This is a genomic window from Stenotrophomonas sp. OVS01A, assembly GCF_019969775.1.
Taxonomy (GTDB): Bacteria; Pseudomonadota; Gammaproteobacteria; order Xanthomonadales; family Xanthomonadaceae; genus Stenotrophomonas; species Stenotrophomonas indicatrix.
Genome location: NZ_JAHXYV010000005.1, coordinates 15,072 through 35,567, shown reverse-complemented (window position 1 = coordinate 35,567; position 20,496 = coordinate 15,072). Strand labels below are relative to the sequence as shown.

The following is a 20,496-nucleotide window of genomic DNA, read 5'->3' as shown; positions in this document are numbered from 1 at the left end:
GCTCAGGAAGGATCGGAAGGAAGGGGGCGCGCGGCGGCAGGACGCATCGGTGCGGTCGAGCCGCGCACCACCAGTTGCGGCACGAAGCCCTGGTTGTGCAGCGGCGCCGGCGCATCGTCGTAGGCATCGCTGCGCAGCTGTGCGATCAGCAGGCGCGCGGCATGGCGGGCGATGTCTTCGGTGGCCTGCTTGGCGGTGGTCAGCGGCGGCCACGACTGGCGCGAGAACGGACTGTCCTCGAAGCCGGCAATGGACAGGTCGTAGGGCACGTTCATGCCGGCCGACTTCGCTGCGGCCAGCACGCCGGCGGCGATTTCATCGTTGGAACCGAAGATGGCGGTGGGCGGTTCGCGCAGTGCCAGCAGGCGCCGCGCACCGCGGAAACCATCGTCGAAGGTATAGTCGCCCTGCACCACCAGATGCTTGTCCACGGTCATGCCGTAGTCCTTCAGCGCGGCCTCGTAACCGGCGTAGCGTTCGCCCGAAGAACGGTGCGAGGTGCCACCCCAGAGGAAGCCGATGCGCTGGTGGCCCAGCTGGATCAGGTGCTCGGTGATTTCATAGGCGGCTTCGCGGTCGTCGACGAACACGCAGGCGCCATCGGCCGGATCTTCGGTGGCGGCAATGATCCGCACCAGCTTGATGCCGCGCGCGGTGAGCGCCTGGACCAGGTCGCGACGTTCGGACATCGGTGCGGTCAGCACCAGCCCAGCCAGGCGCGAGCGCTGCACCCAGTCGGCCAGTTCATCGGCCAGCAGCGGCGAACTGGAATCGCACGGATGGATCTGCAGGCCGAAGCCGGTTTCGCGGCAGGCCGCGAGCACACCGTTCTGCACGCCGATGATGTGGTACGGGTTGGGGTTGTCGTACACCAGCCCGATCACGAAGGTGGTGCCGCTGCGCAGGTTGCGCGCCGACGGATCGGGTTCGTAGTCGAGCTCGGCAATGGCACGCAGCACCCGCGCACGGGTGGCCTGCATCACCGAGGGCTCGTTGTTGATCACCCGCGACACCGTCTTCAGCGAGACCTTGGCCTTTTCGGCAACGTCCTTGATGGTCGCTCTGCGCATCGGCTTTTCCTGGGGTTGGCTGCCGTCCATCATCGCCGATCAGACCTTGTCCTGCGGCAGGCCGACGCGATGGCCGACCACCGAGTAGAACAGGATGTACAGGTAGCAGGGCACCATCAGCAGCAGGAACACCAGCTGGAAGTCGATGTGCTGTTTGAGCACGGCAAACAGCTGCGGAATGATCGCGCCGCCGGCGATGCCCATGACCAGCAGCGCCGAACCGGTTTCGGTGAAGCGGCCCAGGCCACGGATCGCCAGCGGGAAGATCGCCGGCCACATCATCGCGTTGGCAAAGCCCAGCAGCGCCACGAAGGCGACCGACACATAGCCGTGGGTGAAGAAGGCGCCCAGGCAGAACAGCACGCCCAGTACCGCCGAGATGGTCAGGTAGCGCGACTGCGAGACCACTCGCGGGATCAACACCAGGCCGACCACGTAGCCGATGAGCATCGCAAACAGGGTGAACGCGGTGAACATCTTGGTCTGGTCCAGCGGCAGGTCGAAGCCATGACCGTAGGTACCGATGGCATCTCCGGCCATTACTTCCACGCCGACGTAGACGAACAGGCAGAGCACGCCCAGCCACAGATGCGGGAACTGGAAGATGCTGCTGCGCTCGGCCTTGCCTGGCACGCCGGCCGGAGTGGCATTGGCCTCGGAGGCCTTGATTTCGGGCAGCGGCGAGAACAATACCGCCACCGCCAGCAGCACCAGCAAACCGGCCATGGCCAGATACGGCGCGTGGATCTTGGCCGCGAACTGGTTGAGCAGCGTGGCCTTGGTGGCCGCATCGGCGGCCTGCACCTGAGCGTCGAGATCACCGATGCCATGCAGCACCAGAGTGCCGATCAATATCGGCGCAAGGATGCCAGCGATCTTGTTGCAGATGCCCATCATCGCGATGCGCCGTGCGGCGGTTTCGATCGGGCCGAGGATGGAGATGTACGGGTTGATCGCGGTCTGCAGCAGCGCAAGGCCGCTACCGATCACGAACAGGCCGCCCAGTGCACCGGGATACCAGCGCTGGGTGGCGAATTCACCGAACAACGCCGCACCACCGGCCATCACCAGCAGGCTCAGGCTCAGGCCTTTTTTCATGCCGGTGCGGCGCAGGATCCACGACGCCGGCAGGGCCAGGAAGAAGTAGGACAGGTAGAACACCATCAGCACCAGGAAGGCGCCGACCTCGCTCAGCTCGAAGGCGAGTTTGACGAAGGTGATCAACGGGCCGTTGAGCCAGGTGAAGAAGCCGATCAGGAAGAACAGCACGCCGACGATGGCGATGGACGAGGCCACGTTCGGGCGTGCGCTTGCAGCGGGGACGGCTGACATCAGGAAGGCTCCTGCGGCGACGGCCGCAGAACACGGCGTCGGAGAGTGGCTGGGAACAACGTTGTCACATTCTTTCGATGGACAGCGACCGTTTGTCAACTTCCATGCGCGGGTCACCACACCTCATGTTGCACTGCGCAAGCGCGTTGCACGGCCATCCGCTGAATGCGCTTGGCCCTTGAAGCCCCTTGCTGCAACGGTTCCGCCCGGGATGCAGTACTCACGCCATGTAAACGTTTACGGCGATCTGCATTCGTTGCGGCGCAGCAACGAAAGTGTCACGAACTCGTTGACATCGTTGTCAACGCGGTTACAGACTCCGCCCAATCGCCGGCTCCATCGTTGCCCTTCCCGGGGCCGGCCCCACCTGCAGCAGGAGCCCGCGTGACCGCCAGCCATCCCGCCCCGGCCTATGTCCTGTCCCGCGTCGCGCCCTCGTTCCTGGCTGCCGACGTTGGCGGCACCCATGTGCGTGTCGCCCGGGTCCAGGCCAGCGGCGACGATGCCCATCCGGTGCAGGTGCTCGATTACCGCAAGTACCGCAACGCCGACCACGCCGGGCTCAGCGCGATCCTCGCCGACTTCCTGGCCGAAGGCCCGCGCCCGTCGCATTGCGTGGTCGCCACCGCCGGCTATGCCCGCGAAGACGGCACGGTGATCACCGCCAACGTGCCGTGGCCGTTGTCGGCGCGGCAGATCGAGGCCGACGTCGGCCTGCAGCGGGTGCACATCGTCAATGACTTCGAAGCGGTGGCCTACGCGGCCGCGCAGGTCGATGCCAGCGGCGTGCTGCACCTGTGCGGCCCGGAAACGGCGCCGCGCGGCCCGACCCTGGTGGTCGGCCCCGGCACGGGCCTGGGCGCAGCGCTGTGGATTCCCACCGCCAACGGCCCGGTGGTGCTCGCCACCGAAGCCGGGCAGCCGACCCTGGCCGCCAGCACCGAACTGGAAATGGCGATCGTCCGCCACATGCAGCGCGACCGCGCGCACGTGTCGATCGAACATGCCCTTTCCGGTCCCGGCCTGATGAACCTGTACCGCGCGATCTGCGCGCTGCAGGGGCAGGCACCGGCGCTGGCCAGCCCCGATGCGGTCACCGCTGCGGCGATGACCGGCACCGATCCGCTTGCGCGTCAGGCGCTGGATGTGTTCTGCGGCCTGCTCGGCAGCACCATCGGCGACATGGCCCTGTTCTATGGCGCCCACGGCGGGGTCTACCTGGCCGGCGGGATCCTGCCGCAGATCCGCGAGTACCTGCGTACCAGCACCTTCGTCGAACGCTACCTGCAGAAGGGGCCGATGGGCGAGGCGCTGGCACGCATCCCGGTGAAGGTGGTCGAGCACGGACAGCTGGGCGTGATCGGCGCTGCCAGCTGGTACCTGCTCCACGCCGACGCCTGAACCTGCAATCGGCTTCAACGCAATCGCAGCACGCAGTACGTGGCACGCCAATGCCGGGACATCGCCGCCGCCCCGCGCACGTCATCGCAACCGCAATCCCATATCGCCGCCGGCATCCAATCGAGTGATGAGGAGAGACATCATGAATACCCGCAAGACCTTGCTTTCGGCCGCCATCGTCAGCTGCATCGCCTTCAGTGCGCACGCGCAGCAGGCCGCCCCGACCGCCACCGATCTGGACACCGTCACCGTTACCGGTATCCGCGGTTCGATGGAGAAGTCGCTGGACACCAAGCGCGAAGCCAATGCGCGCGTGGAAGTGGTCACCGCCGAAGACGTGGGCAAGCTGCCGGCGCACAACGTCGCCGATACCCTGCAGCGCCTGCCGGGCGTCAACATCAGCTCGTCCAGCGCCGATGAGGGCGGCTTCGACGAAGCCGACCGTGTCAGCCTGCGCGGCACCAGCCCCAGCCTCACCCAGACCCTGATCAACGGCCACACCGTCGGTTCGGCCGACTGGTTCGTGCTCAGCCAGGGCAACAACGTCGGCCGCAGCGTCAGCTACTCGCTGCTGCCGTCGGAACTGGTCAGCTCGGTGGAAGTGAACAAGTCCTCGCAGGCCAAGCTGCAGGACGGTGGCACCACCGGTACCGTCAACATCATCACCCGCAAGCCGCTGGAGTTCTCCAAGCAGTTCACCGCTGAAGGCTCGATCGGCATGGTGCGTTCGGACCAGGCCAAGTCGAACGACCCGCAGTACTCGGCATTGTTCAACTACAAGAACGAAGAAAACACCTTCGGCGTGATGGTGCAGGGCTTCAGCCAGAAGCGCGAACTGCGCCGTGAAGCGCAGGAAATTCCGGGTGGCTTCTTCCAGATCGGTCCCAAGGATCCGGTGGCCCTGACCAATCCGGACCTGATCGGCGTCAACGTTCCCGGCCTGCTGGGTTCGACCCTGTTCGAACAGACCCGCGAGCGCAAGGGCGGCCTGGTCTCGCTGCAGTTCAAGCCGACCGACACCCTCACCCTGGGCCTGAATGGTTTCAGCTCCGAGCTGAAGGCGAACAACTACAACCGCAACTTCATGATGTTCGGCAACAGCTTCGCCAAGGTGCAGGCGCCGAACCCGGGCTATGTGGTCAAGGATGGCGTGCTGACCAACGCCACCTATGCAGGCGTGCCGGGCACCAACTACGTGGTGTACGACATGATCTACCGCGAGTCGAAGGCCAAGTCGAGCTACGTCACCTTCGATGCCGACTGGCAGATCAGCGACAGCCTGACCGCCAAGTTCCAGGCCGGCAGCACCAAGGGCACCGGTGAGACCCCGCGCCAGTACATCGCCGAGGTCACCCTGGCCGGCGGCGGTGGCGCCAGCTGGGCCACGCACGGCAGCGGCTCGCCGATCGACTGGAACGTCGGCGGCGACCTCTCGCCCAACGGCGTCACCAGCTTCGGCACCTGGGGCAACCAGCAGGTCACCGCCGAAGACAAGGAGAAGTGGGCCACGCTCGACTTCAACCAGTACTTCAACGACGGCGGCGTGCTGAGCTCGCTCGATTTCGGTGTGCGCTTTGCCGATCACAAGCGCGAAGCGCTGTCGCCGGAAGGCGCGACCCCGGGTGACATCTGGAGTGCACTGAAGAACGGTGCCACCTCCAACTACCCGAACGGTTTTGCCGGCGATATCGGCGGCACCTTCCCGCGCAACATCTGGTACTTCACCCCCGGTGCGCTGAAGGAGGCGGTGACCAACAACTCCACCTGGCTGGCGGGCAACGACGGCCCGACCGGTCGCCACAACTACGGTGCCGAGTGGCGGGTGAAGGAAAAGAACTTCGCCGGCTACGTGCAGGCCAATTTCCGCGGTGACTGGTGGAGCGGCAACCTGGGCCTGCGCTACGTCAACATCAAGCAGGACATCGATACCTACAACGCCGTCAGCAATGCTGCCGATGCGGATGTCAGCAGCCTGTTCGGCATGTGGGAACGCATGGCCTTCCAGAACAAGCGCAACCGCGTGCTGCCCAGCGCCAACATCAAGTTCGACCTGGACGACAACCTCGTGCTGCGCGTGGCCGCGTCGCAGACCCAGACCCTGCCGGACTACTCGGCACTGGGCGCGTCCTCGTACGGTTCCGACCTGAACCGGACCGGCGGCGGCGGCAACCCGAACCTCAAGCCGACCCTGTCCACCAACCTGGATGCCAACCTGGAGTGGTACTTCATGCCGCGCGGCCTGTTGTCGATCGGCGCCTACCACATGGACCTGAAGGACTACATCGCCTTCGACGTCGTCTCGCGCCAGCTGTACAGCGAACTGACCAACCAGCTTGAGACCTACCAGATCTCCACCCCGATCAATGCCGACGGCAAGGTCACCGGCGTGGAAGTGGCCTACGAGCAGCCGATCGGCGAATACTTCGGCGTCAACGCCAACTACACCTACGCCAACGGCACGACCGCGCACACCTGGTCCGATGGTTCGCACAACCTGCTGGGCACCTCGAAGAACACCTACAACGTGGGCGCGTACTTCGAGAACGAGCGCTTCGGTGCACGGGTCAGCTATACCCACCGTTCCTCGTTCCTGATCAGCCTGTCGGGCACCAACCCGTACTACCAGGATGACTTCGGCACGCTGTCGGCGTCGCTGAGCTTCAAGGCCACCGACTGGCTGAGCATCAGCCTGGATGGCCTGAACCTCAACAACCCGACCTACAAGTACTACCAGACCGCGGCCATTCCGACCTCGTTCTACAGCAACGGTCGCCAGTACTACCTGAACTTCCGCTTCAAGTACTGATCCAGCGGCAGCCTCATCGCCGAGTCGTGCACGCACGCCGGGCCTGGGTCATTCCGGGCCCGGCGTTTTTCATGTATAGCGAACATCGCACCCGATCCAAGGAGTCCTTCCGATGACGAAGCCCACCCGCGCCAGGATGCGCAGCCTTCTGTTGCTGGGCAGCCTGCTGGCCGCCCTGCCTGTGCTGCCGGCACTGGCCGCCGATGCCCCGGCACTCGATACCGGCCCTGGCCCGCAGCTGCGCGCCGGCAGCCTGATGTTGATTCCCGCACCGGCCAACGTGCAGCGCGGCAACGGCGCGGGCATCACCGTGGGCGCCGCTACCGTGCTGCATGCCGATGGCGAAGCCGCACAGCGCGTGGCCGCACAGTTCGCCGACCTGCTGGCGCGCAGTGGTGGGCCGCGACTGGCCGTGGCCAACGGCAATGCCGCCGCCAAGGGCAACAGCATCCGCTTCCAGATCGTGCCGACCTTCCGCGACAGCGGCGAGGGCTACACGCTGGAAAGCACCGCGCAGGGCGTGCTGGTGCAGGCCGGCAACGAGACCGGCCTGTTCTACGGCGCCACCACCCTGGCCCAGCTCGCCACCGGCGGCAGCAACGGCGTGCTGCCGGCCGTGCAGATCCAGGATGCGCCGCGCTTCAGCTGGCGTGGCTTCATGCTCGACTCGGCACGGCACTTCCAGAGCCTGGACGAGATCAAGCGCGTGCTCGATGCGATGGCCGCGCACAAGCTCAACACCTTCCATTGGCACCTGACCGACGACCAGGGCTGGCGCATGGAGATCAAGCGCTACCCGAAGCTGACCGAAGTCGGCAGCTGCCGCCTTCCGGCCGGTGATGGCGGCATCGATCCGGTCAGTGGCAAGGAGCATCCGTACTGCGGCTTCTACACGCAGGACCAGATCCGCGAAGTGATCGCCTACGCCGCCAAGCTGCATATCCAGGTCATTCCGGAGATCGATGTACCCGGCCACGCCACCGCTGCCATCGCCGCCTATCCGGAACTGGGTACGATCGACACGCCGTTGAAGCCGTTGAGCGAATGGGGCGTGTTCCCGAACCTGTTCAATGTTGAGGACGGCACCGTTACCTTCCTGGAAAACGTGCTGGAAGAAGTGATCCAGCTGTTCCCGGCCAGGTATGTGCATGTGGGTGGCGACGAGGCGGTGAAGGATCAGTGGGAGGCATCAAAACAGGTGCAGCAGCGCATGCGCGCGCTCGGCATCAAGGATGAGATGGCCATGCAGAGCCACATCATCAAGCGCCTGGAAACCTTCCTGGAACAACACGACCGTCGCCTGATCGGCTGGGACGAAATCCTTGAGGGCGGCCTGCCGCCGCAGGCCACGGTAATGTCCTGGCGCGGCACCGAAGGCGGCCTTGCTGCGGCCAGCGCCGGCCACGATGTGGTGATGTCGCCGGTCAGCCATCTGTACCTGGATTACCTGCAGACGGCCTCGCCAAACGAACCGCCGGGCCGGCCGACGCAGGTGAACCTGGCCAAGCTCTACAACTACGAACCGGTGCCGGCCGAACTGGCCGCCGACAAGCGCGGGCACATCCTCGGCCTGCAGGCGAACATGTTCACCGAGCACACGCGCACCTACGCGCGTCTGCAGCACAACCTGTTCCCGCGCCTGGCCGCCGTGGCCGAGACCGGCTGGAGCACGCCGGAGCATCGCGATTTCCGCGACTTCCTGGCACGCCTGCCCTCGCAGCTGCAGCGCTATCGGGCCTGGGGCCTGGCCTACGCGCAGACGCCGTTCGAAGTAGGCGTGGCCTACACCGATGACCGCGCGGCGAACACGGTGACCGTGTCGCTGGCCAATCCACTGGGCTATGAAGTGCGCTACAGCAGCGACGGCAAGCCGGTGACCGCGCAATCGCCGCTGTACCGGCAGCCACTGACGTCCACGCTGCCGGCGACGGTGCAGGCTGCCGCCTTCTACCAGGGCCAGCTGCTGGCTGCAAAGCCGACGGTGGCGGCGTACACCGCGCAGTCGCTGCTGTCGCGGCACAGCGAAGCACTGCGCAGCTGCGTCGGCGAGAAGGGCTTGGTACTGCGCCTGGAAGATGATGGTCCGCGCGAAGGTGCGCGTGCGGTGTTCACCGTCGACATCTTCCAGCCGTGCTGGCGTTGGCCGCAGGCACAGCTGGATGGCATCGGCAGCGTGGAAGTGCGCGCGGGCCGCATTCCGTACTACTTCCAGCTGGCCCACGACGAGCCGAAGCGTCGCTTCGAAAAGGCCCGGAGCGCGCACGGCGAAATGCTGATCCGTCGCGGTGACTGCACCGGCAAGGTCCTGGCGCAGGTGCCGCTGCCGGCGCAGACCGATGCCGACGGCTTCGTGACCCTGCGTGCGGCTTTGCCGAAGGGCACCTCGGGCACGGGCGATCTGTGCATCAACTTCACCGGCGACACGCGCCCGGCGATGTGGGTGCTGGATGAGGTGACGCTGGGGAAATAGCGGCGGACACGCATGGCGTGGCTCTAACGTAGAGCCAGGCCATGCCTGGCTGCGTTGGTAGACGCCAACCTTGGTTGGCGCCGCCGAGATCCATCCACGCATGGCGTGGATCTACTGTAGCGCCAGGCCATGCCTGGCTGCCTTTGGTAGACGCCAACCTTGGTTAGCGCCGCCGAGATTCATCCACGCATGGCGTGGATCTACAGTAGAGCCAGGCCATGCCTGGCTGCCTTTGGTAGATGCCAACCTTGGTTGGCGCCGGCGAGATCCATCCACGCATGGCGTGGATCTACTGTAGAGCCAAGCCATGCCTGGCTGCCTTTGGTAGACGCCAACCTTGGTTGGCGCCGGCGAGATCCATCCACGCATGGCGTGGATCTACTGTAGAGCCAGGCCATGCCTGGCTGCCTTTGGTAGACGCCAACCTTGGTTGGCGCCGGGAAGATTCATCCACGCATGGCGTGGATCTACTGTAGAGCCAGGCCATGCCTGGCTGCCTTGGTAGACGCCAACCTTGGTTGGCGCCGGCGAGATTCATCCACGCATGGCGTGGATCTACTGTAGAGCCAGGCCATGCCTGGCTGACTTTGGTAGACGCCAACCTTGGTTGGCGCCGGGAAGATTCATCCACGCATGGCGTGGATCTACTGTAGCGCCAGGCCATGCCTGGCTGCCTTTGGTAGTCGCCAACCTTGGTTGGCGCGCCTTACCCCCGCCAGCGCAGCAGCATGTCGCGCAGCGGGGTCAACGCGGTAGCCATCCCCGCCAACACGCCAACGGTGTTGGCCACCGCATCCATCGGATCGGCCATGCGGTTGCTGGTCAACGCGCCCTGCGCGAACTCGATGCCGACGCCCATCAGCACCAGGCCAGCACCTACCCACAGCAGCGGGCGGCCTCGTCGGAACAACTGCACCGCGCTGCCAGCCAGGATGAAATAAGCCAGGAAATGCTCGCCCTTGTCGCTGTTTTCCGGCAACGGGATCGGCGGCGGCGGAATCAGGCAGACCACGATCACCGTCAGCACCGCCAACACCCACAACGCGGTCCACAGTCGCGGCCGCCGCAGCGGCTTGATCACCGGCAACGCTGCACTCACAGGCGCCAGCTCAGGTCGCCCAGTTCGAAAGCCGGTTCGAAATCGACGTCGCGCTGCAGGCCAATGGCCTGGAAACGCTCGCCCATCTCCGTTGGCAGGGTCAGCTTCTTCACCTGGTCGCGCAACTGGATGCGGCCCACCTCATCGGTGCGCTCCTCTGCCAGGGTCAGTACCTGGTCCAGGCCGTTGCCGAGCAGGAAACTGGCCTGGCTGCAGTACCCGGCCAATTCAAATCCGCCATGCAGGCCGGCCTCGGCCATGGCAGTGAAATCGACCGATGCGGTGATGTCCTGCAGGCCCGGCCAACGATGGATCTCGTTGTGCACGTGGTGACGGTAGAACGCGCGCACGGTGCCGTCATCGCGTTCTTCCTGGTAGAACTCGCCCCGGTTGTAGCCGTAGTCCACGAACAGCATCGCGCCACGCCGCAGGCCACCGGCCACCGCCTGCAGCCAGTACGGCAGCTGCGGCAGCACTTCAGAACGGTAGCCGTCGGCAAAGGGCTTTTCCAGGTAGCGCTCGAGATGGCGCACCGCGCCGTTGAGCAGGAGGTCGGCCGGCTGTGCGCCACGGATGAAGTTGCCCTGCCCGTCCAGTTCGACGGTTTCCTCGTATACCTCGCCGTCCTTGATGAGGAAGCGCGGTGTCGGCAGCGCATCGATCACCTCGTTGGCGAACACCACGCCGTCCCAGTCGTCCTCGAACGGACGATCAAGCCATTCCACCCGGCCGGCCAGTTCGGGCGGCAGGTTCTGCTGCAGGCGCTCCTGCTGGCGCTGGCGCAGGTCCGCACTGGGTTCGAGGATCGCGTAACGGGCCGGCAGCGCCTCCAGCTCGGCCAGGCGCAGCAGCACCGCCTCGGCGAAGGCGCCGGTGCCGCCGCCCAGTTCCAGCATCCGTGCGTGCGCATCGAGCTGGCCGAACACCGGCGCCAGTGCATTGGCCACGCTGCCGGCGAACAGGCTGCCGAGTTCCGGTGCGGTGGTGAAATCGCCGCTGCCGCCGAATTTGCTGGCACCGGCGCTGTAGTAGCCCCAGCCCGGCGTGTACAGGCACAGCTCCATGAAGCGGGAGAACGGCATCGCCCCCCCCTGTGCGAGGATCTCGGCACGCAGGGCGGCGGCCAGTTGATCGCTGTGGGCCAGGGCATCGGCTTCGGGCAGGGGGAAGGTAGGCTGCATGGCGTCTTCGAATGCGGTGACAATGGTGCACAGGATAGCCGAGCCTTGGAGGACCCTCGATGAGTGACACCGCCCCCGTGGCCCTGATCACCGGCAGCGCACGCCGGATCGGCGCGGCCATCGCCCGCCAGTTCCACGCCTGTGGCTGGTCGGTGGTGCTGCACGCCCATACCTCCAGCGCCGAACTGCAGCAGGCCGCCTTCAACCTGGACAACGAGCGCCCCGGCAGCGTGCTGGCGTTGCAGGCCGATCTGCGCGACGCCGATGCCCTGGCCGATCTGGTCGAGCAGGCGGTCACCCACTTCGGCCGCCTGGATGCGCTGGTCAACAACGCCTCCAACTTCTTCCCCACCCCGCTCGGCCAGGTCACCGCCGAGGCGATGGACGAGCTGTACGCGGTCAATGCGCGGGCGCCGCTGCTGCTGGCCCAGGCCGCCGCGCCTTACCTGCGCCGCCAGCACGGCTGCATCGTCAACCTGACCGACCTGCACGGCACCGACCCGATGCGCGACCACATCGCTTACACGATGGCGAAGGCCGCGCTGGAAATGGCCACCCGCTCGCTGGCGCTGGAACTGGCGCCGAAGGTGCGGGTGAACGCGGTGGCACCCGGTGCGATCCTGTGGCCGGAACAGGGCAAGGACGATTTCGCCCGCGAGGCGCTGCTGGCGCGCACGCCGCTGGCGCGGATCGGCACGGTCGAGGAAATCGCCGAAGCGGTTTACTGGCTGGCGGCCGAGGCCAGCTTCGTCACCGGCCACACGTTGCGCGTGGATGGTGGGCGTACGGTCAGCTGAAATGTTGCCGGCCAGCGGCCGGCACTACCGGTAGCGCCGGGCCATGCCCGGCGAGCGCAGCGGCAACAACAACCCATCATTCCAGGTCCACGACCTCGAACGCTTCACCAAACTGCTTGTGCGCGCGCCACAGCGTGGCCAGGTCCATGCCGCTGACCGGATCGACGAAGTCCGGGGCGATGTCAGCCAGCGGCTTCAGCACGAAGGCATGCTTCAGTTCCGGGCGCGGAATACGCAGATGGCCGGGACCCTCCACCACCAGGTCGCCATAGAACACCACATCGACGTCCAGGGTCCGGTCGGAGAAGCGCGGGCCGCTGCGGTCACGACCATGCGCATCTTCCAGCGCGTGCAGCCAGTCATCCAGTTCCTGCAGCGGCAGGTCGGTCTCGAGGGCAACGCCGTTGTTGAGGAAGGCCGGGCCGTCGAAACCGACGGCAGCGGTGCGGTAGGCGGCAGACACCTGCAGCGCGCCAAAGCGCTCGCGCAGGGCCGCCACCGCAGCGTGGAGGTAGCGGCGGGGATGGACGTTGCTGCCCAGGCTCAGGAGCACGGTGGTCATGCGGTTCCGGTGACGGCAATCAGGTGGAGCGCGGGCATGCCATCGTCACAACGGCCTGCCTACAATCCGGGACGCATATGATAGGGCACCGACATGACCTATTGCGTTGGAATCGAGGTGGACGAGGGCCTGGTCTTCGCCGCCGACACCCGCACCAATGCCGCGCTGGACGATGTCCGCGTGCATCGCAAACTGCACGTGTTCGAATATCCCGGCCAGGCCGCCTATGTGGTGATGGCCGCTGGCAACCTGGCCACGACCCAGTTGCTGGTGTCGCGGCTGAAGCGCGATGCCGAGGAGCGGCGCACGCCGAACCTGCGCGACATGGCCCATCTGTTCGAGGCTGCGGCCTACGTCGGCTCCCTGCTGGTGGACAGCCAGGTACAGAGCCAGCACACCGAGCATGGCCACGACGGGGTGAACACCCAGGCGACGCTGATCTTCGGTGGACAGATTGCCGGTGAACAGCCTGGCCTGTACATGGTCTATCCGCTGGGCAACGCCATTGCCGCCTCGCCGGAGACGCCCTATCTGCAGATCGGTGAGTCCAAGTACGGCAAGCCGATCCTGGACCGCATCCTGACCCCGTCCACGCGCCTGGAAGATGCCGCACGCACGGCGATCGTCTCGCTGGATTCGACCATCCGTTCCAACCTGTCGGTGGGCCTGCCGGTGGACCTGGCGCTGCTGCGCGCCGGCGAACTGCGGATCAGCCAGCAGCTGCGGCTGGGAGCCGATTCGCCGCTGTACGCCGACATCCACCAGAACTGGTCGCGACGGCTGGAACAGGCGGTGGAAAGCCTGCCGCGGTTCCCGTGGGAACCCCAGGACCGGTAGTGCCGGCCCATGGCCGGCAACCGCAATGATCCGACCACAGATGCCGGCCAGCGGCCGGCACTACCCCTGTTTCAGCCCAGCGCGTCGGCCACCGCGCGGAACACCTGCTGCATCTGCAGCGGCTTGCGCAGCAGGTGCACCTCGATGCCAGCGGGGAACACATCTTCCGGCATCTCCCCGGCAGCGTCTTCCAGCACCAGCGCCGGGCCGCGGTAGCCGAGCGTGGCCATTTCGCCCAGCAGCTGGCTGGCCGACAACAGCTTGGAGCCGGCATCGGCAATCACCAGCGCCGGCATCGCCTCCTGCTGCATCCAGCGCAGCGCAGCCGGGCCATCGGAGGCCAACTGCAGCTGATAGCCCTGGCTGGACAGTGCATTGCCCAACAGCGACAGGCGGGTGGCTTCACCATCGACCACCAGGATCGACTGGCCACTGCCCAGTGCCACCAGCTGTTCGATCGGTTCGCCGCCCTCGGCGCTGGCATGCATCGGCAAGCGCAGCTCGAAGCAGGTGCCCCGCCCCAGCTGGCTGTCGACGTGGATGCTGCCACCGGCACCTTCAACGATGCGCTTGCAGGAAATCAGGCCCAGCCCGGTGCCATCGGCCTTGGTGGTGAAGAACGGGTTGAACAGGTGCGACAACGTGTCCGCATCCATGCCGGTGCCTTCATCGACAACCGCGATGCGCAGCCAGTCCTCGCCATCGCGCTGGCCACCATGGCTGGCGGTCAGGCTCAGGTTGCCACCCTGGGGCATCGCCTGGATCGCGTTGAGCGCCAGGTTCAACAACACCTGCTGCAGCTCGGTGTAGTTGGCATCGACCACCAGCCCCTCATCCTCGACCACCAGGTCCAGGCGGACGCCATCGGGCACGTTGCTGCGCAACAGCAGCGCCACGGCCTGGAACAGGTCATCGATGTGGATGCGTTCGCTGGCCTTGCGCGAGCCACGCACGAACGACAGCATCGATTCGGCCATCTCATGGCCACGGCGACCGCACTCGGCGATCACGTCGGCCAGGTGGTGCAGCTGCGGATCTTCGGTACGCGCCTTCAGCAGGTCCGGCATGATCAGCAGCGGCTGCAGGATGTTGCGCAGATCGTGGCTGAGCCCGGCGGCCAGCAACGACAGGCTTTCCAGCCGTTGCGCGCGCATCAGCTCGGTTTCCACCCGCGAGCGCTCGATGGCGCTGCGTGCCTCACGCACCGCGCGCGCCACGGCCGACGGCAGGCGCGCCGGCTGGTGCTTGATGATGTAGTCGTTGGCTCCCTTCTGCAGGGCCGCCACCGCATTCTCCTCGCCCATGGTGCCGGAGACGAAGATGAAAGGTACCTCCGGCAACGCATCGCGCACGATGCGCAGCGCGTCGTCGCCGGAGAAACCGGGCATGCTCAGGTCGGACAGCACGATGTCCGGCTGGAAGCGCACCAACGCATGGCGCAGGTCGTCCGCGCTCTCGACACGCTCGAAGGTGGCCTCAAGGCCTGCATCGAGCATCTGTTCGGACATCAGCTCGGCATCCTCCGGGGAATCTTCCACCAGCAGGATGCGCAATGCGCCGAGCGCGGGACCGGTCAGGGGCATGGGCCTACTCGATCTCCGGAGCCTGGTTGATCAGTGCCCAGAACTTGCCCAGGGTCTGCACTGCGCCGAAGAACTGGTCCACGTCTACCGGCTTGACCACGTACGCGTTCACGCCCATGTCCCAGCTGCGGGCCAGGTCGCTTTCCTCGCGCGAGGAGGACAGGATCACCACCGGCAACCGCTTCAGCTCATCGTGTTCGCGGATCTGCCGCAGCACTTCCAGGCCATCCATGCGCGGCATCTTGATGTCCAGCAGCAGCACCGCCGGCAGGCCCTCTTCGCGGCTGGCGAAGGCGCCGCGGCGCAGCAGGTAATCCATCACTTCCACGCCGTCTTCGACGTGCACGATGGGATTGGCCAGGCGCGCTTCCTGCAGCGCATCGATCGCCATTTCGGCGTCGGCCGGGCTGTCTTCGGCCAGGAGGATGGTGCGCAGCGTCGTCATGCGATGGGGCCCTGTTTGTCCGTGTCGAGCACGGGGGGAAGATAGAAGTGGAAGGTGGCGCCGGCATCCGGTGCGGCTTCGGCCCAGATGCGGCCGCCATGGCGGGTCAGCACCCTGCGAACGCTGGCCAGGCCGATACCGGTGCCGGGATAGTCGCTGGCCTTGTGCAGGCGCTGGAATACACCGAACAGCTTGCCGGCGTAGGCCATGTCAAAGCCTGCACCATTGTCGCTGACCGTGAACTGATGACCGCCATCGGGCTGCTGCTGGTAGTCCACGCGGACCTTGGCCGGCTCGCGGTTGGCTGAATACTTCACCGCGTTGCCCAGCAGGTTCAGCCAGACCTGGCGCAGCATGTTTTCGTCGCCCACCACGATCGGCAGCGGCGCGATGCTCCACTCCACCTGATGGGCGTGGCCACTGCTCTCGGCTTCGCTCTGCACGTTCGCGTCGAGCATCGCGCGCGTATCGGCCACCAGCGACTGCATGTCCACGGTCTGCTGGCGCATCGCCACGCGGCCCAGGCGCGAATAGACCAGAAGGTCGTCGATCAACGTGGCCATGCGCCGCGCTGAACCGGAGATCACCCCCAGGTAGTGCTGGCTCTTCTCGTCGGCAGCCTCGCCCAGATGGCGCGACAGCTTGTCCGAGAACCCGGCGACATGGCGCAGCGGCGCGCGCAGGTCGTGCGACACCGAGTAGCTGAACGCTTCCAGTTCGCGGTTGACCTCCGAGACCTGGGCAACCTTGCCCTCCAGCTGCCGGTTCAGTTCTTCAACACGTGTCTGCACCGCACGCTGCACGGTCACATCGCTGACGGTCAGCAGCACCACTTCATCGTCGGTGTCAGGCAGCGGCATGCGCCGGGCGTTGAGCAGCATGTAACGGGACATGCCGTCGACGGTGCGTTGTTCGTGTTCGAAATCCCACAGTTCGCGGCCGCGCAGCAACACATCGGCCAGACGCTGGCGCACCACCGGGTCACGCCACGCGCCCTCGCCTACGTCCTCCAGCAGCAGGCCGTCGGCGCGCTCATCCTGCAGCCCGTACAATTCGGAGAACGCGGGATTGTGCAGCTGCACGCGCAGCTCGCGATCCAGCAGCACGATCGGTTCGCGCACGGTCTGCAGCACCGACGCCGCGCGTGCCGCAGCGCGCTGCGACTGCCGCTCTGCCTGCAGGCGGCGGCCGATCTGCCGTTGCAGCAGCCACAGCACCAGGCCGAGCAGTGCCAGCTGCACCAGCAGCGAGCTCCACGACACGAAGTTGGTCTGCCGCTTCTGTCGCTCCGCCTGCGCGGTGCGCTGGGCCAGCAGCGCTTCCTCACTGGCCTGCAGCTCTTCCACCAGGCCGCGGATCGGGTAGCGCGTGCTCAGGTCCTGCACCAGCTCGCGCTGGTCGCTGTTCGGCTCGGACTTCGCCAGTTCACGCGCAACCCCCAGCCGGCCTTCCAGCATCGACTGGATGCGGCCGATGCGGATCAGCTGGTCGGGATTGTCGCGGGTCATCCGGCCCAGTTCGGCCAGACGCTCGGGGATGTCGTTGGCCTTGCCCATGCGCTCGCGCAGGCCCGGCGCGTCCACGCCCTTGGACAGCGTCAACGCAGCAGATTCGATGTCGCGCACGTCGGTCTGCAGCTGCTGCAGGGCCACGGTCACCTGCTGGGTATGGGTCACCCAGCCCATGGCCAGTTCGTTGTCCTGCTGCAGTTTGCGCAGGGTCAACCACGGGACCACGATGATGGCTGCCGCTGCCAGTGCCAAAGCAGGCAGTCGCCAGCGATCCCAGATGTCATCACTGAAAACCAGCGCCATAGTTCCTCGTCAGCTCAGCCGGGGAGTGCGATCCGGGCAGGACCGGCCACGGCGGAACCGGCAATATAGCGCAGCCGGTCACATCTCTGGGGCAATGGGTCATTCGGCGAGGCGCCCACCAGCACGTATCGAGCAGGCGCCACAGCACAAAACAGGGGCGCCCCCGTGGGAGCGCCCCTGCCGATAACCTGCAGCGTCGATCAACGCTTGGCGGCACTGACCTTCAGTGCGGCGGCATCAACGCGGGTCACGCCCTTGATGCCCTTGGCGGTGGCGATGGCCTTGTCATGCTCGGCCTTGGTGGCAACGGTGCCACTCAGGCTGACCACGCCATTGACCGTCTCCACCTTTACTTCGGTACCCGGCACATTGCTGCTGGCGAGCAGATCGGCCTTGACCTTGGTGGTGATCCAGCTGTCGGTGACCGGCTCGTTGGAATCATGGCGGTCTGCATGGGTCATCGCCGAATGATCGGTTTTCGGCGGGCTCTTCGCTGCGGCGTCCTGGGCGAATGCGGCCGAGGAGGACAGCGCCAGGCCCAGGGTGAGGGCGGAAGCCAACAGCGTACGGGTCGTGGTGCTCATCGTTTGGTTCTCCTACTGGTTGGTGCGCCCAGTGTCGCCAAGTGCTTGTAGTGCAGGCGTGGCGCTGCGGTCACGCTCACGTGAATGGGCGCACCCGCAGCGGGAATGGTTCAGCTTCCGGGCGCGTAGTCATCTCGTTTACCCTGAGGTTCCTGTCCTGCACTTCACGATCTGCGCGGAGTCCTCCCATGCGCCCTGAGCTGCAACTGGCCCTGATCGGCTACGGCCTTGCCGGCCGCGTCTTCCACGCCCCGCTGATCCAGCACACGCCGGGGCTGGCCCTGCACAGCGTGGTCAGTTCGCAGCGCGATACGCTGCTGCGCACCTTCAGCGACGTCCACGTACGCGCTACCGCACAGGAGGTCTTCGATGACCCGGCAGTAGATGCGGTGGTCATCGCCACGCCGAACGAACAGCACGCGCCATTGGCCATCGCCGCGCTGGCCGCCGGCAAGCATGTGCTGGTGGACAAACCGTTCGCCGTGAGCGTGCGCGAAGCCGAACAGGTGCTGGTCGCAGCGCGCGACGCTGGACGCATCGCCACCGTGTTCCAGAACCGGCGGTTCGATGCGGACTTTCTGACCCTGCAGGCGCTGCTTGCCGACGGCACGCTCGGTGACATCGCCGAATGCCACGCACATTTCGACCGCTACCGTCCGCAGGTGCGCGAACGCTGGCGCGAGCAGGACGGGCCGGGCAGCGGCCTGTGGTACGACCTGGGGCCGCACCTGCTGGACCAGATGCTGGTGCTGTTCGGCTGTCCGCAGGCGATCGATGCGGACCTTGCGGTGCAGCGCGAAGGCGGCAGCGGCGTCGACTATTTCCACGCCGTACTGCATTACCCGCGCCATCGCGCGATCGTGCATGCCGGTTCACTGGTCGCTGCGCCTGCCCCCCGTTTTTCCGTGCATGGCACGCGGGCCAGTTGGATCAAGCATGGCCTGGACGTGCAGGAGGGGCAGCTACGTCGCGGCATCGCGCCAGGTGCGCCGGGATGGGGTATCGATCCGCGCCACGGCGAGCTGCTGCACTGCGATGCGGAGGACAACGTCCTGCGCAGCACCGTGGACAACCTGCCGGGCGACTACCGGCGCCTGTATGCCGACTTCGCGGCGGCGATGCAGGGTGAGGGCGAGCCGACGGTCAGCGCGCAGCAGGCGCTGCAGGTGATGCGGTTGCTGCAGGCGGGGATGGATAGCGCGCGCGAAGGGCGGCGGGTGCAGGTGGGGTGATCGGCAGGGCTGCGCCCTGCACCTGCCGAATCAACGTCAACGTCAACGTCAACGTCAAAAGCGGGCATTCCGTGGGATGGCGGGGTGGGTCCGGTTGCGGGGGACGCCGTAAACCCGTCCATGGGGGCTTGGCCGCGGCATCCATGCCGCGGACACCCCCGCAACCGGACCCACCCCGCCTTCGACAGTTGTCCGCTGCTCTTGGTGGGTGTCGACCTTGGTCGACACAGTAGATCCACGCCATGCGTGGATGACGTAGAAACGATCAAAGAAGGCTTTTTGTAGAGTGGAGCCATGCACGACTGGCTTCGCTCACGCAATTGCGGGGTCAGAGCCCTTTCCTGCGGAAAGGGATCCGACCCCGGCCGGTACTTACGACTTCTTGATGGCGTGGCCGCCGAATTCGTTGCGCATTGCCGACAGCAGGCGGTCGGTGAACGAGTTCGATTCACGCGAACGCAGGCGTTCGAGCAGCGACAGGGTGATCACCGGGGCCGGTACGTCCAGCGCGATCGCTTCGGCGACGGTCCAGCGGCCTTCACCGGAATCTTCCACGTACGGTGCGATGCCATCCAGCGAGGGATTGCGCTTGAGCGCTTCGGTGCTGAGGTCCAGCAGCCACGAACGCACCACGCTGCCGTGGCGCCAGACCTCGGCCACCTGGGCCAGGTCCAGTTCCATCTCCTGCTTGCGCTCCATCAACGCGAAGCCTTCGGCGTAGGCCTGCATCATTCCGTACTCGATGCCGTTGTGGACCATCTTGGTGAAGTGGCCTGCGCCGGGAGGGCCGACGCGCGCCCAGCCGTGGTCCTCGGCCGGTGCCAGCGTGCGCAGCAGCGGTGCGATCTGTTCGACCACCGCTGCATCGCCACCCACCATCAGGCTGTAGCCTTCCTGCAGGCCCCACACGCCGCCGCTGGTGCCACAGTCCACGTAGCCCAGGTCATCTTCGGCCAGCGCCTTGGCGCGACGGATCGAGTCCTGGTAGTTGGAGTTGCCACCGTCGATGACGATGTCACCTTCGGCCAGGTGCGGGGTCAACTGGCCCAGCGTCTGGTCCACGGTCTCACCGGCGGGCACCATCAGCCACACCACGCGCGGCACCGGCAGCGCGGCCACTGCGGCGGCCAGCGAATCAACCACCTCCAGGCCGGCCTCGGCGGCGCGCTGGCGGGCGCCCTCGCCCGGGTCGTAGCCGACAACGCGGTGGCCACCGCGGTGCAGGCGCTGGGCCATGTTGGCGCCCATCCGGCCGAGGCCGATCATTGCAATATCCATTGTTT

General features: G+C 66.2%; 16 protein-coding genes. 6 read left to right on the top strand and 10 right to left on the bottom strand.

Going from position 1 to position 20,496, the window contains the following annotated elements:
• Positions 1 to 2: 2 nt before the first annotated feature.
• Positions 3 to 1,070, bottom strand: coding sequence for a LacI family DNA-binding transcriptional regulator (locus tag LC407_RS16195; RefSeq protein WP_025878684.1), 1,068 nt, complete (start codon positions 1,068 to 1,070; stop codon positions 3 to 5).
• 39 nt (positions 1,071 to 1,109) lie between these two features.
• On the bottom strand, positions 1,110 to 2,402 hold the full coding sequence (locus LC407_RS16190; protein WP_059065118.1) for a sugar MFS transporter: 1,293 nt from the start codon (positions 2,400 to 2,402) through the stop codon (positions 1,110 to 1,112).
• 384 nt (positions 2,403 to 2,786) lie between these two features.
• Between LC407_RS16190 and LC407_RS16185 the strand changes: the two genes are divergently transcribed.
• From LC407_RS16185 to LC407_RS16175, 3 genes are all read left to right on the top strand, one after another.
• Positions 2,787 to 3,803, top strand: a complete 1,017-nt coding sequence (locus LC407_RS16185) for a glucokinase family protein (protein WP_223483197.1) — start codon at positions 2,787 to 2,789, stop codon at positions 3,801 to 3,803.
• A gap of 142 nt (positions 3,804 to 3,945) precedes the next feature.
• Positions 3,946 to 6,609, top strand: coding sequence for a TonB-dependent receptor (locus LC407_RS16180; protein WP_223483196.1), 2,664 nt, complete (start codon positions 3,946 to 3,948; stop codon positions 6,607 to 6,609).
• A gap of 112 nt (positions 6,610 to 6,721) precedes the next feature.
• Entirely contained in the window at positions 6,722 to 9,079 is a 2,358-nt protein-coding gene (locus LC407_RS16175; RefSeq protein ID WP_223483195.1) for a family 20 glycosylhydrolase, read from the top strand.
• Between the two features lie 706 nt (positions 9,080 to 9,785).
• Here LC407_RS16175 and LC407_RS16170 read toward each other — a convergent pair.
• Positions 9,786 to 10,178, bottom strand: a complete 393-nt coding sequence (locus LC407_RS16170) for a membrane protein (protein ID WP_025878689.1) — start codon at positions 10,176 to 10,178, stop codon at positions 9,786 to 9,788.
• The gene (locus LC407_RS16165; RefSeq protein WP_025878690.1) at positions 10,175 to 11,359 is read right to left on the bottom strand and encodes an SAM-dependent methyltransferase; all 1,185 of its coding nucleotides are present in this window, start codon (positions 11,357 to 11,359) and stop codon (positions 10,175 to 10,177) included. The genes LC407_RS16170 and LC407_RS16165 overlap by 4 nt, the downstream gene beginning before the upstream one ends.
• A gap of 59 nt (positions 11,360 to 11,418) precedes the next feature.
• On the opposite strand from LC407_RS16165, the gene LC407_RS16160 reads away from it, so the two are divergent.
• Complete coding sequence (locus LC407_RS16160) at positions 11,419 to 12,156, top strand: pteridine reductase (protein WP_025878691.1); 738 nt, start codon at positions 11,419 to 11,421, stop codon at positions 12,154 to 12,156.
• Between the two features lie 76 nt (positions 12,157 to 12,232).
• On the opposite strand, the gene folK is transcribed toward LC407_RS16160, so the two are convergent.
• Complete coding sequence (folK, locus tag LC407_RS16155) at positions 12,233 to 12,718, bottom strand: 2-amino-4-hydroxy-6-hydroxymethyldihydropteridine diphosphokinase (RefSeq protein WP_080149831.1); 486 nt, start codon at positions 12,716 to 12,718, stop codon at positions 12,233 to 12,235.
• A gap of 93 nt (positions 12,719 to 12,811) precedes the next feature.
• On the opposite strand from folK, the gene LC407_RS16150 reads away from it, so the two are divergent.
• Positions 12,812 to 13,555, top strand: a complete 744-nt coding sequence (locus LC407_RS16150; RefSeq protein ID WP_025878693.1) for a 20S proteasome subunits A/B — start codon at positions 12,812 to 12,814, stop codon at positions 13,553 to 13,555.
• A 71-nt stretch (positions 13,556 to 13,626) separates the two neighbouring features.
• Here the strand turns inward: LC407_RS16150 and LC407_RS16145 are convergent, their stop codons facing one another.
• The 4 genes from LC407_RS16145 to LC407_RS16130 form a co-directional block, all read right to left on the bottom strand.
• On the bottom strand, positions 13,627 to 15,138 hold the full coding sequence (locus tag LC407_RS16145) for a hybrid sensor histidine kinase/response regulator (RefSeq protein WP_080149830.1): 1,512 nt from the start codon (positions 15,136 to 15,138) through the stop codon (positions 13,627 to 13,629).
• Positions 15,139 to 15,142: 4 nt separating this feature from the next.
• Entirely contained in the window at positions 15,143 to 15,583 is a 441-nt protein-coding gene (locus LC407_RS16140) for a response regulator (RefSeq protein WP_025878695.1), read from the bottom strand.
• Positions 15,580 to 17,397 (bottom strand): ATP-binding protein, encoded by a 1,818-nt coding sequence (locus LC407_RS16135; RefSeq protein ID WP_025878696.1) that lies wholly within the window; start codon positions 17,395 to 17,397, stop codon positions 15,580 to 15,582. Before LC407_RS16135 ends, LC407_RS16140 begins: the two co-directional genes overlap by 4 nt.
• A gap of 200 nt (positions 17,398 to 17,597) precedes the next feature.
• Entirely contained in the window at positions 17,598 to 17,981 is a 384-nt protein-coding gene (locus LC407_RS16130) for a BON domain-containing protein (RefSeq protein ID WP_025878697.1), read from the bottom strand.
• Positions 17,982 to 18,169: 188 nt separating this feature from the next.
• Between LC407_RS16130 and LC407_RS16125 the strand changes: the two genes are divergently transcribed.
• Positions 18,170 to 19,213, top strand: a complete 1,044-nt coding sequence (locus LC407_RS16125) for an oxidoreductase (protein WP_025878698.1) — start codon at positions 18,170 to 18,172, stop codon at positions 19,211 to 19,213.
• A 372-nt stretch (positions 19,214 to 19,585) separates the two neighbouring features.
• On the opposite strand, the gene gnd is transcribed toward LC407_RS16125, so the two are convergent.
• Positions 19,586 to 20,491 (bottom strand): phosphogluconate dehydrogenase (NAD(+)-dependent, decarboxylating), encoded by a 906-nt coding sequence (gene gnd, locus LC407_RS16120; protein ID WP_223483194.1) that lies wholly within the window; start codon positions 20,489 to 20,491, stop codon positions 19,586 to 19,588.
• Between the last annotated feature and the right edge of the window lie 5 nt (positions 20,492 to 20,496).